The following is a 15,096-nucleotide window of genomic DNA, read 5'->3' on the forward strand; positions in this document are numbered from 1 at the left end:
GATGCTGAGCTGGGGCATGCATGCCGCCGCGGCGGTCCTGGCCGCGCTGGTCTTCGCCGCGGTGCTGTGGCCGTTGCGGCGCGGCCGTGGCGGGATGGCGCTGCTGGTCGTGGCGGTGCTGGCGCTGGGCGTGGCGTCGGCCGCGCTGTACGCGCTGGTCGGCACGCCGCGCGCGCTGCAGGCGCAGAACCGCGAGGCGCCGCGCACCTTGGAAGACGGCGTGGCGCAACTAAAGGCGGCGCTGGCCAAGGACCCCAATCGCGCCGACGGCTGGGCGCTGCTGGCGCGCTCGCAGATGTCGCTGGGCCGCCCCGCCGAGGCCGCCGCCGCGTTCGCGCGCGCGGTGCAGTTGGCGCCGGACGAAGCGCAATGGCTGGTGCCGGCGGCCGAAGCGCGTGCGCTGGCCGATCCGCAGCGCCAGTTCGACGACCAGGGCATCGCCTGGCTGCGGCACGCCTTGCAGGTGGCGCCGGACAGCGAGCGCGCCGCGTGGTTCCTGGGCATCGCGCAGCGCCAGCGCGGCCGGAACGCCGAGGCCGCCGCCACCTGGGAAGCGCTGCTGCCACGCGTGGATGCGGCCACCGCCGCCGCGCTGCGCCCGCAGATCGATGCGGCGCGCGCCGATGCCGGGTTGCCGGCGCTGCCGGCCGCTGCGCCAGGCGCGGCGGCAACGGCCACGGCTAGCGCAACGTCCGCGCCGAATGCCGCAGCCTCATCTGCAGCCGCCGCTGCCGGCACGCTCAGCGTTGCGGTAGCGCTGGACCCGGAATTCGTCGCACGCGCGCGCCTGCGCGGCGACGCCAGCGTGTTCGTGATCGCGCGCGTGCCCGGCGGCCCGCCGATGCCGGTCGCGGTGCAGAAGCATCCGCTGCAAGCGCTGCCGCTGCGCGTGACCCTGAGCGACGCCGACAGCCCGATGCCGACGCAGAAGCTCTCGCAACTGAAGCAGGTGCAGGTCCTGGCGCGGCTCTCGACTAGCGGCAACGCGATGCGCCAGGAAGGCGACCTGGAATCGGCACCGGTCACGGTGACACTGCCGACGGCGACGCCGGTGGAACTGGTGATCGGAAAGCGCTGACGGATGCTCCTGTAGGAGCGGCTTCAGCCGCGACAGCAAGTTTCCGCAGCGGCATCTTTTCGGCACCAATGTCGCGGCTGAAGCCGCTCCTACAGGGAGCAGTCACCTTGCGCGTCGCCGCCGCATCGTCCTTCGCCACACCGTACGCAGATCCTGCCGCGGCTCTCGGCCAGCGGCAACGCGATGCGCCAGGAAGGCGACCTAAAATCTGTGCCGGTCACGGTAACGCTCCCCGCGGCGGCGCCAGTGGAGTTAGTGATCGGAGAGCCTGACGGATGCTCCTGTAGGAGCGGCTTCAGCCGCGACAGAGATTTTCCGTAGCCGACATCCTTCCGGCGCCGATGTCGCGGCTGAAGCCGCTCCTACAGGGGTGCATCGGCCGTGTTCCCGTCGTTCCGCACCTTCCTTCGCAACGCCGCGCCCGCCGCCGCACGGCTAGAATCGGCGCATGACCGAATTCATCCCTCCCGGCAGCCGCTTCCTCGCCCTGCCCTCGCCGTTCCCGATGAAACGTGGCGGCCAGCTGCGCGATGCGCGCGTCGCCTACGAAACCTGGGGCACGCTGGCGCCGGACCGCGGCAACGCGATCCTGATCGTCACCGGGCTGTCGCCGGACGCGCACGCCGCCGCGCATGCCGACGATCCCAGCCCCGGCTGGTGGGAGGCGATGCTCGGCGCCGGCAAGCCGATCGACACCCAGCACTGGTTCGTGATCTGCGTGAATTCGCTGGGCAGCTGCAAGGGCTCGACCGGCCCGTCCTCGCCGCATCCGGACGACGCGCAACCGTATCGCCTGCGCTTCCCGGAGCTGTCGATCGAGGATGTCGCCGACGCCGCCGCGCACGTGGTGCGCACGCTGGGCATCGAACGGCTGGCGTGCCTGATCGGCAACTCGATGGGCGGCATGACCGCGCTGGCGCTGTTGCGCCGGCATCCGCGGCTGGCGCGCAGCCACATCAACATCTCCGGCAGCGCGCAGGCGTTGCCGTTCTCGATCGCGATCCGCTCCCTGCAGCGCGAAGCGATCCGTCTGGATCCGAACTGGAACGGCGGCGACTACGACGAAGCCACCTATCCCGAGTCGGGCATGCGCATGGCGCGCAAGCTGGGCGTCATCACCTACCGCTCGGCGCTGGAATGGGACGGCCGCTTCGGCCGCGTGCGGCTGGACTCGGATCAGGCGCATGACGACCCGTTCGGCCTGGAATTCCAGGTCGAAAGCTATCTGGAAGGCCATGCGCGGCGCTTCGTGCGCCGCTTCGATCCGAACTGCTACTTGTACCTGAGCCGTTCGATGGACTGGTTCGACCTGGCCGAATACGCCGATGGCGACGTGCTCGCCGGACTGGCGACGATCCGCGTCGAGCGCGCGCTGGCGATCGGCGCCAACACCGACATCCTGTTCCCGGTGCAGCAACAGCAGCAGATCGCCGACGGCCTGCGCGCCGGCGGCGCCGACGCGCAGTTCCTGGGCCTGGACTCGCCGCAGGGCCACGATGCGTTCCTGGTGGATTTCGCGCGCTTCGGGCCGGCGGTGAAGGGGTTTCTGGACGCGCTGTAGCGGGCGGATGTGTGCCCCGGCCGCAATGGCAGGCGGATGATTCAACGCTCTGCTCGTCGCGACTGAAGTCGCTCCCACAAGGATTTCCGGCAACGTAGAGGCCCGAGGCCTCTTGTGGGAGGGACTTCAGTCCCGACTGCATCCTGTCTCGGAAAGTTCGCTGCTGCCTGTTGCGTTGGTCGCGGCTGAAGCCGCTCCTACATGGAGCTTCTTGCGATCGCAGGAATCTGCTGCTTTCTGTAGGAGGGGCTTCAGCCCCGACATGTAGTTCGGCCCCGAGATGTGCTCGCTGACGGATGGCTCGCGGTTTCTCGTCATGGTTGATGGCGCCAGGCTACGCGGCACCGCTCGCGCGACGAGGCAACGGCATGCTGCTGCCCTTGCAGGAGAGACTTCAGTCCCGACTGCATCCACCCTCAGCCCATGCGCCGATCTGATCATCGCGGCCGATTCCGGGCGCTACGGCTCGGCCTGCAATCGCCCCTGCTGCATGCGATAGCGCGTATGCACCACGCCTTCGGGCAGCGCGTCGTGGCTGATCAGCAGCAGGCTGCGTTGGCCCAGCGCCTGGGTCAGGTCGCGTAGCAAGGCCTGCGCGGTGTCCACATCGAGGCCTTCGGTGGGTTCGTCCAGCACCAGCAGCGGCGCGTTGCGCAGCAGCGCGCGGGCCAGGGCCAGGCGCCGGGCCTGGCCGGCGGACATGGTCGCGCCGTTCTCGCCCAGCCAGGCGTCCAGGCCGCCGACTTCGAGCAGCCATGCGTCCAGGCGTACGTCGGCGAGCGCGCGTTGCAGTGTGGCGTCGTCGGCGTCGGCCGCACCCAGGCGCAGGTTGTCGCGCACGCTGCCGGCGAACACCGGGGCGCCCTGCGGCAGCCAGGCGATGCGCTGGTGCCATTGCGCCTGCGCAAGGTCGCGCAGGTCGACGCCGGCGAAACGGATGCTGCCCTGCTGCGGATCCCATAGCCGCAGCAGCAGCGCCGATAAGGTGGTCTTGCCGCTGCCGCTGTCGCCGCTGATGGCGATGCGCTCGCCCGGCGCGATGCGCAGGTCGATGCCGTCGAGCACGCGCCGGGTCTCGCCGGGCCAGGCGAAGCCGACCGCGTCGAACCGCACCTCGCCGGCCGCGGGCACCGGCTGCGGCTGCGCACTGTCGGCCACCGGCGGGCGCTGCCCGGCGATCGCCTGCAGCCGTTGCGCGGCCACGCGCCCGGATTGCAGCGCCTGCCAGGCCAAGCCGGCACCGGCCCAGACCTCGAGCAGGGCCACGGTCAGGAACAGCAGGCCGGCCGCCTGTTCGGCGCCGATCCGGTCGGCGCGTGCCGCGCCCAGCGCCAGCCACAGCATCGCCAGCAAGCCGAGCGCAGCGCACAGCGCATGCAGCGCATTGCCGCCGATCAGGCGCTGCCGCTGCTGGCGATCCTGCGCGCGCAGGTCGTGCGCGCTGGCGTCCACGCGCGCGATCCAGTCGGCCTGGGCGTCCAGCGCGGCCAGGTCGGCGGCGCCTTCCAGGCCTTCGTAGGCCAGCGTGCGCAGGGTCTCGCGCCGCTGCGCGCGGCGCTGCTCGCGTATGCGCCCGCCGCGCGCGACCACCCATGGCACGCCGGCGCCGATCGCCACTGCCAGCAGCGCCAACACCAGCGCCGCCGGCCAATAGATCGCGGCCGCCGCGGCCACGCCGACCGCGCCGACGCCGAGCAGGGCCGCCAGCGGTCCCAGTGCGCGCACCACCAGGCCATCGACCTCGCCGATGTCGGACATCAAGCGCGCCAGCAGTTCGCCGGTGCGGCTGGCGCCGAGCCTGGCCGGGGCCAGCGGCAGCGCGCGACGGAAGAACCACACGCGCAGGTCGCGGGCGATGCGCAAGGTGGCGTCGTGGCCGACCAGCTTTTCGCCGTAGCGCGAAGCGATGCGCGCGAAGGTCAGCGCGCGGATGCCGGCCGAGGGCGAGAAGAAGTTGAAGCCGCTGCCCATGCCGGCCACGCCGGCCAGCGCCGCGGCGGTCAGGAAGCCGCCGGACAGGCCGAGCAGGCCGACCCCGGCCAGCATCGTGCACAGCAACAGCAGCGCGGTCAGCAGCAGGCGGCCGTAGTGGCGGCCGAACACGCCGCGCAGGTCGTCGCGCGCGGGACCGCTCATGGCGCCGCTCCGATCGCGGCGTCGGCCGCGGCGCGCGCCGGCAGCCGCAGCACGCTGTCGGCCCAGCGCATCGCCGCCTCGCTGTGGGTAGCGACGATCACGCTGCGGCCGTGGCTGAAGGCGGCCAGCGTGCGCAGCAGTTCGGCCTCGGTCTGCGGATCGAGGAAGGCGGTGGGTTCGTCCAGCAGCAGCAGGTCCGGATCGCGCAGCAGCAACCGCGCCAGACCGATGCGCCGCGCCTCGCCACCGGACAGGCCGAAGCCGCGTTCGCCGATCACCGTGTCCAGGCCCAGCGGCAGGCGCGCGGCGAAACGCATGACCTGCGCCGCCTCGGCCGCGGCCTGCAATTGCGCGGCACTGGCCTGCGGATCGGCCAGGCGCAGGTTGTCGGCGATGCTGCCGTGGAACAGGTACGGGCGCTGCCCGGCATAACCGACGCGCAACCCAGGACGCAGCTGCAGGCGGCCGGCGCGCGGCGGCAGCCAGCCGGCCAGCGCTTCGAGCAGCGTGCTCTTGCCGCTGCCGCTGGGCCCGACCAGGGCCAGACGCTGGCCAGGCTGCAGGCTGAAGGACAGATCGCGCAGCGCATCGCAGCGCGCGCCCTGCGGCCGCAGCGTCAGATCCTCGACATGCAGCAGCGGCTGCGCTGGCGCTGCCGGCGGCGCCAGCGCCATGGGCACTGCAGGTGCCGAAGGCGTTTCAGGCACTGCGAGCGTTGCATGCACCGCAGGCGTTGGAGGCGTTGGAGGCGTTGGAGGCACTGCAGATGTTGCAGATGCCGCAAGCACCGCGGGTGCTATAGGCGGCGACACTGCAAACTCATCAGGCGCTGCCGGCATCGCCGGAGCAGGTAGCGCCGACACCGGCGGCACCGGCGACGAGAGCGCTGGCGCAGCAACGGCCGCCGACGACACGGACGGCGCCGGCGATGCCGTCGCATCCGGCAGGTCGCCGAGCAGGCGCTCCACCTCGGCCGCGGCCGCCAGCGCGTTGGCGCGGTCGTGGTAGTGCGCGGCCAGGCGCCGCAGCGGCGCGTAGAACTCCGGCGCCAGCAGCAGGCAGAACACGCCCACGCCCAGCGTCGGCACCGCCGCGTGCAGCGCGATCATGCCCAGGTAGCTCAGGCCCAGGTACATCGCCACCATCGCCACGCTGACCGAGGCGAAGAACTCGAGCACGGTCGAGGACAGGAACGCGATGCGCAGCACCTTCAACGTGCGTTCGCGCACGCCCTCGGCGGCGGCGGCGATGCCGCGCAGCTCGTCCTCGCCGCGGCCGTACAGGCGCAGCAGGCCCAGGCCCTTGAGCCGGTCGGCGAAATGCCCGCCCATCCGTGCCAGCTCGCGCAGCTGGCGGCGCCCGGCGGCCTCGGCGCCCCAGCCGACCAGCATCATGAAGATCGGCACCAGTGGCGCGGTGAACAGCAGCAGCAGGCCCACCACCCAATCGCTCCAGCCGACCGCGAGCAGGATCAGCAGCGGCACCACGCTCACTTCCAGCCGCGCCGGCTGGTAGCCGGCGTAGTAGCCGTCCAGCGCGTCGCCGTGCGCCAGCAGCAGTTCGCCCAGCTCGCCGTTGCGCTGGCCGCGCAGCCACAGCGGGCCGCGCTGCAGCAGGCGCCGGTACACGCGCCGACGCAACTCGAACTTGGCCGCGTCGGCGACGTCGCCAGCGGCGCGCTGCGCGCAGGCGCCGAGCAACGCGCGTACAACCAATACCAGCGCCAGCACGGCGAAAGCGGGCAGCGCCTGCTGCAGCTCGCGACGCTCCACCAGCAAGGCCTGCAGCAGCCAGGCGATGGCGCCGGCCTGCACGATCAAAAGCGCCCCGGACAGGCTGATCGCCGCGGCGGCCATCCGTTGCGGCCCACGCGCCGCCGCGGCCAGCGACGCCAGCCAGCGCACGCGCTGCTGCCGCAGGTGCGGCGACTCGGCAGACAGTGCGGCGGACGGCTCGGCGGGATCGGTCAAAACGGGCTCGGCGCGGCGAACGGGCCGCCATTGTAAGGCGGCATCCCGGTCGGGACCGCCGCATGCCGCCACGATGCCGATCCCGGCCGGCACCGGCATTGATCTGGATCAAGGCCGGATCCGCGACGGAAGCGGAACATCGCCCCCAACCTACCGCCACCCGGCCACCCAGATGCACATTCTCCACGAGGTAGCACAGCCATGATCGACACCACTGTCGTAGAGCTGTCGCGGCTGCAGTTCGCCATGACCGCGATGTACCACTTCCTGTTCGTCCCGCTCACTCTCGGCCTGTCCTTCATGATCGCGATCATGGAGAGCGTGTACGTCATGACCCGCAAGGAGGTGTGGCGGCGCATGACCCTGTTCTGGGGCGTGCTGTTCGGCATCAACTTCGCGATGGGCGTGGCCACCGGCATCGTGATGGAGTTCCAGTTCGGCATGAACTGGTCCTACTACAGCCACTACGTCGGCGACATCTTCGGCGCGCCACTGGCGATCGAGGGGCTGATGGCGTTCTTCCTGGAGGCCAGCTTCATCGGCCTGTTCTTCTTCGGCTGGAACAAGCTCTCGCCGGTCAAGCACCTGATGGTGACCTGGCTGGTGGCGCTGGGCACCAACCTGTCGGCGGTGTGGATCCTGATCGCCAACGGCTGGATGCAGAACCCGACCGGCGCGGTGTTCAACCCGGACACGATGCGCATGGAGGTGGTCGACTTCATGGCGGTGCTGTTCAACCCGGTGGCGCAAGCCAAGTTCGTGCACACGGTCAGCGCCGGCTACGTGACCGGCGCGGTGTTCGTGATGTCGATCAGCGCGCTGTACCTGCTGCGCGGCAAGCACCGCGACATGGCGCGGCGCTCGTTCGCGGTCGCCGCCGCGTTCGGCCTGGCGTCCTCGCTGTCGGTGGTGGTGCTCGGCGACGAGAGCGGTTATGCCGCCAACGAACACCAGAAGATGAAGCTGGCCGCGATCGAAGCGATGTGGGAGACCGAGCAGGCCCCGGCCGACTTCACCGCCTTCGGCATCCCCAACCAGACCACCGGCAAGAACGACTACGCGATCAAGGTGCCGTACCTGATGGGCCTGGTCGCCACGCGCTCGTTGAACACGCCGATTCCCGGCATCCTGGAACTGGTCGGCCGCGCCGAGCACCGCATCCGCGGCGGCCAGATCGCCTACGGCGCGCTGGAACGGCTCAAGGCCGACCGCAACGACGCGCAGGCGCGCGAGGTGTTCGACCGCCACTGGCAGGACCTGGGCCACGGCCTGCTGCTCAAGCGCTACCGCGACGACATCCTCAACGCCACTCCCGAGGAGATCTCCAAGGCGGCGCTGGATACCGTGCCGCGCGTGCTGCCGCTGTTCTGGACGTTCCGGGTCATGGCCGGCCTGGGCTTCTACCTGATCGCGTTCTTCATCGCCGCGATGTGGTTCTCGTGCAAGCACAACTTCGAGGAAAAGCGCTGGTTCCTGAAGCTGGCGGTGTGGACCCTGCCGGCGCCATGGATCGCGATCGAATGCGGCTGGTTCGTCGCCGAATACGGCCGCCAGCCGTGGGCGGTGGAAGGCGTGCTGCCGACCTTCTACGCCGCCTCCGGCCTGGCCCTGCACGACATCCTGATCACCCTGGCCGGGTTCGTGGCGATCTACACCGTGCTGCTGGTCATCGAGATCAAACTGATGCTCAAGGCGATCCGCAAGGGTCCCGACGACCTGCCGGCGCTGCTGCAGCCGACCCCGCGCCCCGCCGCGCCCCTTGCCGCCACCGCGGCCGCCGGTCAACTCTGATCCCGGCAGGAGAATGACGATGGACTTCATTGCATTGGACTACACCACGCTGCGCCTGATCTGGTGGCTGCTGCTCGGCATCCTGCTGATCGGTTTCGCGGTGATGGACGGCTTCGACCTGGGCGTCGGCGCGCTGCTGCCGTTCGTGGCCAAAAACGACGCCGAACGGCGGCTGGTGGTCAACACCATCGGCCCGGTCTGGGAAGGCAACCAGGTCTGGCTGGTACTCGGCGGCGGCGCGATCTTCGCCGCCTGGCCGCCGTTGTACGCGGTCAGCTTCTCCGGCTTCTACCTGGCCATGTTCGTGATCCTGTTCGCGCTGATCCTGCGCCCGGTCGGGTTCAAGTTCCGCGGCAAGCTGCCCAGCCAGCGCTGGCGCAACGGCTGGGACTGGGCGCTGTTCATCGGCGGCTTCATCCCGGCGCTGATCATGGGCGTGGCGGTGGGCAACGTGCTGCTCGGCGTGCCGTTCCACTTCGACGACACGCTGCGGGTGTTCTACACCGGCGGCTTCTTCGGCCTGCTGATGCCGTTCGCGCTGCTCGCCGGCCTGCTCAGCGTGAGCATGCTGGTGGCGCACGGCGCGGCGATGCTGGTGCTGAAGACCGACGGCCCGGTGGCCGAGCGCGCCGCCCGCTACGGCAGCGTGGCCGCGCTGGTGGCCTGCGCGCTGTTCGCCGCCGCCGGCGTGTGGGTGGCGATGGGTCTGCCCGGCTATGCGGTGACCTCGCAAGTGGTCACCGACGGCGCCACCAACCCGCTGCTGAAGACCGCGGTGCTGGGCGAGGTCGGCGGCTGGATGCACAACTACCAGACGATGCCGCTGACCGCGCTGGCGCCGGTCGCCGGCCTGCTCGGCCTGCTGCTCAGCGCACTGTTGCTGCACAAGCGCCGCGGCGGGCTGGCGTTCATCGCTTCGGGCACGGCCATCGCCGGCATCATCCTGACCGTGGGCTTTGCGATCTTCCCGTTCCTGCTGCCCTCCTCCAGCCAGCCCGGCTCCAGCCTGACCGTGTGGGACGCCTCCAGCAGCCGCCTGACCCTGTGGATCATGCTGCTGGCCACGGTCGTGTTCCTGCCGATCATCATCGGCTACACCACCTGGGTGTACCGGGTGCTGAAGGGCAAGGTCAGCGCCGCCTCGATGGACGAAAACCCCAACGCGTACTGAGCGCGTTCAACCCGATCGCATAGGAGATTGCACCATGTGGTATTTCGCCTGGATTCTCGGTGTCGGCCTGGCCTCCACCGCCGCCATCCTCAACGGCATGTGGTTCGAGGCCCGCGAGGCCGCCACCACGGACGCCGCGGACTGAAATTTTTTCGCAAAGGATCTTGCCGAATGCGGGCGACCCCCGTATCATGTGCGGCTCCTTCGGGGTGTAGCTCAGTCTGGTAGAGCGCTACGTTCGGGACGTAGAGGTCGCAGGTTCGAATCCTGTCTCCCCGACCAGTTTCAAGGTCACAAGAAGCCTGGAAAACCAACGTTTTCCGGGTTTTTTTGTGTCTGCGGCACGGAGCCGGCGAGGTTGCGCCCCGCGCGCCACGGCTGGCAACCGGCCACGGCAGCCGATGCAACGCCTGCGCCACTCCGGAGCCGGCATAACGCATCCGCGCCGCCGCGCGAACGCCCCACTCCTGTCGGTCGATCTTGCAGCCAGCCTGCGAGCCGCCCACTGACGGATCGCGTGCCACACGATGGCCGTAGCACCCGCAGGTCGCGCGCCGTCGCAAGACGCATCCATGCGCTGCTGCCGCGCCGGCGAAGGCGCCGCACGCATACGTCCCCGGCACGCACTGGCGCGCGCCGAGGACCGCGCTCAGCGCACCGGCAGACTGATGTAGCTGGCCTGCTGCGGCGTATGCCAGATGCGCTGCGTCGCCTTCTGGTAGTCGCCCGGCTTGGCGAAGTAGATGTTGGGCACGTAGGTCTGCGGGTTGCGGTCGTACAGCGGGAACAGGCTGGACTGCACCTGCACCATCACCCGGTGGCCGCGCTGGAAGGTGTGGTTGGCGGTGGGCAGGCCGAAGCGGTAGGCCAGCGGCTGGTTCGGCGCGATCGGCTTGGGCGTTTCGAAACTCTCGCGATAGCGGCCGCGGAAGATCGCCATCGACACCGCCAGTTCGTAGCCGCCCATCTTCGGATCGGACGCCATCTCGTCGGGATACACGTCGATCAGCTTCACCACCCAGTCGCTGTCGCTGCCGCTGGTGGAGGCCTGCAGGTTCACTTCGGGCACGCCGGCGATGCTCAGCGGCGCGTCCAGCGGTTCGCTGACGAAGCTCAGCACGTCCGGGCGGCCGTCGACGAAGCGCTGGTCGTGCACCAGCCAGCTGGTCCACACGTCGCGATCGCCGAAGTCGACCGGGCGCGGCACGAACGGCACCGGCTTGGCCGGGTCGGACACGTACTCCTCGTAGTCGCCCTGCCCGGCCGCCGGCGCGTCGAACGACAGCGTGCCGCCGGCGCCCAGGTACAGCGGCTTGCTGCGCGCCGCGCAGCCCTGCGCGCAGCTGCGCGGCCAGGCCTGCAGGCGATCCCAGTGGTTTTCGCCGGTGTTGTAGATGAACACCGGCGGCGTATCGGCCTTGGGCGCGCCGTCGACCAGGTACTGGTCGAAGAACGGCTTGAGCACGTCGCGGCGGAACTGCAGCGCGGTGTCGCCATCGAACTTCAGCGCGCCCAGCGACGCGCCGTCGTAGTTGACCTGGCTGTGCCGCCACGGCCCCATCACCAGGTAGTTCTTGTCGTTGCCGGCGTCGCGCGGCTCCATCGCCTGGTAGCTGTGGATCGCGCCCCACATGTCCTCCTGGTCCCACAGGCCCTGCAGCCACAGCGTGGGCACCTTGAGCGGCGTGCCCGCCATCACCTTGTCCAGCGCCTGGCCCTGCCAGAACGCGTCGTAGGCCGGATGTTCGGTGAGCTTGCGCCACCACGGCAGCTGTTCCAGGCCGGCGGCCTTGGCGTAGTCGCCGGCCGAGCCGGCGCGCAGGAAGTTGCTGTAGTCGTCGTGGCCCTGGCGCGGAATACCGCTGCCCTTGCCGCGCTGGGTGAGCTGCCCGGTGAAGTAGTCGAAGTTGACCTGGCGGAACGCGCCGTAGTTGAGCCAGTCGTCGCCCATCCAGCCGTCGATCATCGGGCTTTCCGGGGCGGCCACCTTCAGCGCCGGATGCGGATCGGTCAGCGCCATCACCACGGTGAAGCCTTCGTAGGACGAGCCGATCATACCGACCTTGCCGTTGGATTCGCGCACGTTCTTGACCAGCCAGTCGATGGTGTCCCAGGCGTCGGTGGCGTGGTCGACCTTGCTGCCGTTGAGCGGGCCGCGCAGCGGCCGGGTCATCACGTAGTCGCCCTGCGAGCCGTACTTGCCGCGGATGTCCTGGAACACGCGGATGTAGCCGCCATCGACGAACACTTCGTCGCCCTGCGGCAACAGGTCGCGCATGTGCGGCGAGGCCATCCGGCTGGCGCGGCCGCTGGCATCGTAGGGCGTGCGCGTCAGCAGGATCGGCGCGCCATGCGCGCCCTTGGGCAGCACGATCACCGTGTGCAGCTTGACCCCATCGCGCATCGGGATCATCACCTCGCGCTTGACGTAGTCGTTGGCCTCGGTCGGCGCGACGAAGGCCTTGCCGGTGATGTCGGGGGTCATCGGCGCGGTCTGCGCCTGGGCGGCGGTCGCCAGCGCGGCGGCAATGACGGTGACGAGCAAGCGGGCGGCGATGGGGCGCATGGAACCTCCGGGCAGTGAGATCGCGACTGTAGGCGCAACCGCGGCCCGGGCGGAAGTGTCGCTCCGGCCTCGACGCACGTGGCGACTTCGTGGTGAACCTGAAGCGGCGACGGCCGCCGACGCGGAAAACGGCGGCAGGCAACGCACCCCGCCCGTGCCGGAGCAATGGGGGGATAATGGGCGTTTTCCGAGAGGGCCCGCCTGGCTGCCACGCGCCAGCAAGGCCCTTGTTGCCGCCATGGTCGATGTTCCCACGCTGCTCGGCTACACCACCGTGGTGCTGCTGTGCCTGTCGTTGCTGGTGCTGGTCGCCCGCCCGCAGGCGGGCAAGCGCCTGTGGTTGGCGATGCCGTTCTTCGCCGGCGCCTGCGGTTGCGCGTTCCTGATCCAGCCGCAGGCGTTTCCCGGCAGGCTCGGCCTGCAACTGGGCGCGTTCTGCATCACCCTCGCCTATGCGTTCGGCTGGCAGGCGATCCGCGCGTTCTACGACCGTCCGCCGAAATGGGGCTGGCTGCTGCTGCCGGCGCTGCTGTGGCTGGGCTTGGCGATCGCCGTGTTCGACCGCCACGGCTGGGCCATGGCCAACGCGGGCCTGCGCGTCGGGCTGGTCTGCCTCTACAGCGCGCTGCCGGCGAGGGAACTGTGGCGCCGGCGCAACGGCGGCCTTCCGTCGGCCAGGCTGCTGGCCATCGTGTTCGGGGTGGCCGCAGGGTTGGCGGCGCTGGCGGTGGCCTTCGCGCACTGGCTGCCGCAGCCGTTGGGCGCGGCGCCGGCGCAGACCTGGGCGGTGGTCTTCTACAACGTGAGGATCCTGCTGCACGTGCTGCTGGCCAGCGCACTGCTGGTGGCCATGCACAAGGAGCGCGAGGCGCTGCGCTACTACGACGACTCGGTACGCGATCCGATGACCGGCCTGTACAACCGCCGCTTCTTCGAGCAGCGCGCGGAGCAATGGCGCGATCGCGGCGCGCGCCGCCGCTCGGTGCTGTTCTTCGACATCGACCATTTCAAGCGCATCAACGACCGCCATGGCCACAGGCTCGGCGACGCGGTCATCGTGCTGGCCGCGCAGATCGCGCGGCGCAGCCTGCGCAAGGGCGACTGGATCTTCCGCTTCGGCGGCGAAGAGTTCGTCTGCGTGCTGCCGGATACCGATCTGGCGCAGGCCAATGCGATGGCCGAGCGGCTGCGCCTCATGTTCATGGCCGACGCCAGGGAAGTGGAAGGACGCCGCATCGACGCCACCATCAGCATCGGCGTGGCGACCTCGGTCGGCGGCGTGCCGCGGATCGATGTGTTGGTAGCGGAAGCCGACCGCATGCTCTACCGGGCCAAGGCCGCCGGACGCAACCGCGTGGTCTCCAGCATCAACCACGATCCGCTGCCGACCGGATCCTAGGCGCGCCGCCTGCCGCGCCCTTCCCGCAGCGCAGGCAGGAGGCTGCAGCGATCAGTGCCGCACCTGCCCCGCGCCGCGCACCACGAAGCGCTCCACGGTCAGCGCTTCCAGGCCCATCGGGCCGTAGGCGTGCAGGCGCGTGGTGGAGATGCCGATCTCCGCGCCCAGGCCCAGTTCGCCGCCGTCGGAGAAGCGCGAGGAGGCGTTGACCATCACCACCGCCGCGCGCAGCGCCTGCACGAACGCCTCGGCATTGGCCGCGTCGGCGGTGGCGATGACCTCGGTGTGGTCCGAGCCGTAGTGGCGGATGTGCGCGATCGCCGCGTCCAGGTCAGGCACCACGCGGATCGCCAGGATCAGGTCGAGGAATTCGGCGGCGTAGTCGGCATCGCTGGCCGCGTCGATGTCCGGCAGCAGGTCGCGGCTGGCGTCGTCGCCGCGCAGGGCCACGCCGCGCTGCTGCAGCGCCTGCGCCGCCAGCGGCAGGAAGCGCTCAGCGACGTCGGCGTGCACCAGCAGCGTCTCCAGCGAATTGCAGGCGGCCGGGCGCGTGGTCTTGCCGTCCACCAGCAGCTTCACCGCCAGCTCCAGGTCCGCCGAGGCGTCCACGAACAGGTGGCATACGCCCTTGTAGTGCTTGATCACCGGCACCCGCGCGTGCTCGGCGACGAAGCGGATCAGCCCCTCGCCGCCGCGCGGGATCGCCAGGTCGACGATGTCGTTGAGCTGCAGCAGTTCCAACATGGTCTCGCGGCGCAGATCTTCCACCAAGGTCAGCGCGTCCTCGCCGATCCCGGCCTCGCGCAGCGCGCGCCGCAGCGCGGCGGCGATCGCGGTGTTGGAATGGATCGCCTCCGAGCCGCCGCGCAGGATCACGCCGTTGCCGGCCTTGATGCACAGCGCCGCGGCATCGGCGGTGACGTTCGGGCGCGCCTCGTAGATCATCGCAATCACGCCCAGCGGCACCCGCACCTTCTGCACGCGGATGCCGTTCGGGCGCACGTCGTCGCGGGTGACCTGGCCGACCGGATCGGGCAGCGCCGCGACCTCGCGCAGCGCCGCGGCGACACCGGCCAGGCGCGTGCCGTCCAGCGCCAGCCGGTCAAGCATCGCGCTGCCGACGTCCCTGGCCCGCGCCGCCTCCAGATCGCGTGCATTGGCGGCGAGGATCGTCTCCGCATCCGCCTCCAGCGCCGCCGCCATCGCCTCCAGCAAGGCCTGCTTGGCCGCGGACGACAACTGCGCCAACGCCTGCGCGGCGTCGCGGCATTGCAGGGCTTGGGATCGGATGGGGCTCATTGGGTGCTCCAGTGTTGGTCGGGACCGGGGACCGGGGACCAGGGACCCGGAAAAGCAGCGCGCTGCAGAGGAGCCGTGCCTGCGTAGAAAAACCCGTTTGACGTCGTTCGCGATCTTGAGGGAAA

At 70.2% G+C, this 15,096-nt stretch carries 10 protein-coding genes and 1 tRNA gene; 7 read left to right on the forward strand and 4 right to left on the reverse strand.

Annotated features, from left to right (window positions below; translation table 11 throughout):
* Position 1: 1 nt before the first annotated feature.
* Positions 2–1,078: a tetratricopeptide repeat protein gene (locus tag VDQ83_RS12915; RefSeq protein ID WP_455435246.1), complete on the forward strand. Its 1,077-nt coding sequence runs from the start codon at positions 2–4 to the stop codon at positions 1,076–1,078.
* A gap of 448 nt (positions 1,079–1,526) precedes the next feature.
* Positions 1,527–2,639, forward strand: a complete 1,113-nt coding sequence (metX, locus tag VDQ83_RS12920) for a homoserine O-acetyltransferase MetX (protein ID WP_455435247.1) — start codon at positions 1,527–1,529, stop codon at positions 2,637–2,639.
* A gap of 459 nt (positions 2,640–3,098) precedes the next feature.
* Here metX and cydC read toward each other — a convergent pair whose 3' ends face one another.
* On the reverse strand, positions 3,099–4,775 hold the full coding sequence (gene cydC, locus VDQ83_RS12925) for a thiol reductant ABC exporter subunit CydC (protein WP_455435248.1): 1,677 nt from the start codon (positions 4,773–4,775) through the stop codon (positions 3,099–3,101).
* The gene (locus tag VDQ83_RS12930) at positions 4,772–6,745 is read right to left on the reverse strand and encodes an ABC transporter ATP-binding protein/permease (protein WP_455435249.1); all 1,974 of its coding nucleotides are present in this window, start codon (positions 6,743–6,745) and stop codon (positions 4,772–4,774) included. Before VDQ83_RS12930 ends, cydC begins: the two co-directional genes overlap by 4 nt.
* A 201-nt stretch (positions 6,746–6,946) precedes the next feature.
* Between VDQ83_RS12930 and VDQ83_RS12935 the strand changes: the two genes are divergently transcribed.
* From VDQ83_RS12935 to VDQ83_RS12950, 4 genes are all read left to right on the forward strand, one after another.
* Positions 6,947–8,536, forward strand: coding sequence for a cytochrome ubiquinol oxidase subunit I (locus tag VDQ83_RS12935; RefSeq protein WP_455435250.1), 1,590 nt, complete (start codon positions 6,947–6,949; stop codon positions 8,534–8,536).
* 19 nt (positions 8,537–8,555) lie between these two features.
* Positions 8,556–9,707 carry a cytochrome d ubiquinol oxidase subunit II gene (cydB, locus tag VDQ83_RS12940; RefSeq protein WP_263397978.1) on the forward strand — a complete coding sequence of 384 codons (1,152 nt, stop codon included), beginning with the start codon at positions 8,556–8,558 and terminating at the stop codon, positions 9,705–9,707.
* 34 nt (positions 9,708–9,741) lie between these two features.
* A complete protein-coding gene (gene cydX / locus VDQ83_RS12945) occupies positions 9,742–9,852 on the forward strand; it encodes a cytochrome bd-I oxidase subunit CydX (RefSeq protein WP_263397977.1) in 111 nt (36 codons plus the stop codon).
* Between the two features lie 60 nt (positions 9,853–9,912).
* Positions 9,913–9,989 (forward strand) — tRNA-Pro (locus VDQ83_RS12950).
* A gap of 367 nt (positions 9,990–10,356) precedes the next feature.
* On the opposite strand, the gene VDQ83_RS12955 is transcribed toward VDQ83_RS12950, so the two are convergent.
* Positions 10,357–12,273, reverse strand: coding sequence for a CocE/NonD family hydrolase (locus tag VDQ83_RS12955; protein ID WP_455435251.1), 1,917 nt, complete (start codon positions 12,271–12,273; stop codon positions 10,357–10,359).
* A gap of 238 nt (positions 12,274–12,511) precedes the next feature.
* Between VDQ83_RS12955 and VDQ83_RS12960 the strand changes: the two genes are divergently transcribed.
* Complete coding sequence (locus VDQ83_RS12960) at positions 12,512–13,672, forward strand: diguanylate cyclase (protein WP_455435252.1); 1,161 nt, start codon at positions 12,512–12,514, stop codon at positions 13,670–13,672.
* Between the two features lie 51 nt (positions 13,673–13,723).
* Here VDQ83_RS12960 and VDQ83_RS12965 read toward each other — a convergent pair whose 3' ends face one another.
* On the reverse strand, positions 13,724–14,971 hold the full coding sequence (locus tag VDQ83_RS12965; protein ID WP_455435253.1) for a glutamate-5-semialdehyde dehydrogenase: 1,248 nt from the start codon (positions 14,969–14,971) through the stop codon (positions 13,724–13,726).
* Positions 14,972–15,096: the final 125 nt, after the last annotated feature.

Source organism: Xanthomonas sp. WHRI 7945, from assembly GCF_035026585.1.

Excerpts from the sequence above, each read along its gene's own strand:
- VDQ83_RS12915 (WP_455435246.1), top strand. The coding sequence starts at position 2 with ATGCTGAGCTGGGGCATGCATGCCGCCGCGGCGGTCCTGGCCGCGCTG.
- metX (WP_455435247.1), top strand. The coding sequence starts at position 1,527 with ATGACCGAATTCATCCCTCCCGGCAGCCGCTTCCTCGCCCTGCCCTCG.
- cydC (WP_455435248.1), bottom strand. The coding sequence starts at position 4,775 with ATGAGCGGTCCCGCGCGCGACGACCTGCGCGGCGTGTTCGGCCGCCAC.
- VDQ83_RS12935 (WP_455435250.1), top strand. The coding sequence starts at position 6,947 with ATGATCGACACCACTGTCGTAGAGCTGTCGCGGCTGCAGTTCGCCATG.
- cydB (WP_263397978.1), top strand. The coding sequence starts at position 8,556 with ATGGACTTCATTGCATTGGACTACACCACGCTGCGCCTGATCTGGTGG.
- cydX (WP_263397977.1), top strand. The coding sequence starts at position 9,742 with ATGTGGTATTTCGCCTGGATTCTCGGTGTCGGCCTGGCCTCCACCGCC.
- VDQ83_RS12955 (WP_455435251.1), bottom strand. The coding sequence starts at position 12,273 with ATGCGCCCCATCGCCGCCCGCTTGCTCGTCACCGTCATTGCCGCCGCG.
- VDQ83_RS12960 (WP_455435252.1), top strand. The coding sequence starts at position 12,512 with ATGGTCGATGTTCCCACGCTGCTCGGCTACACCACCGTGGTGCTGCTG.
- VDQ83_RS12965 (WP_455435253.1), bottom strand. The coding sequence starts at position 14,971 with ATGAGCCCCATCCGATCCCAAGCCCTGCAATGCCGCGACGCCGCGCAG.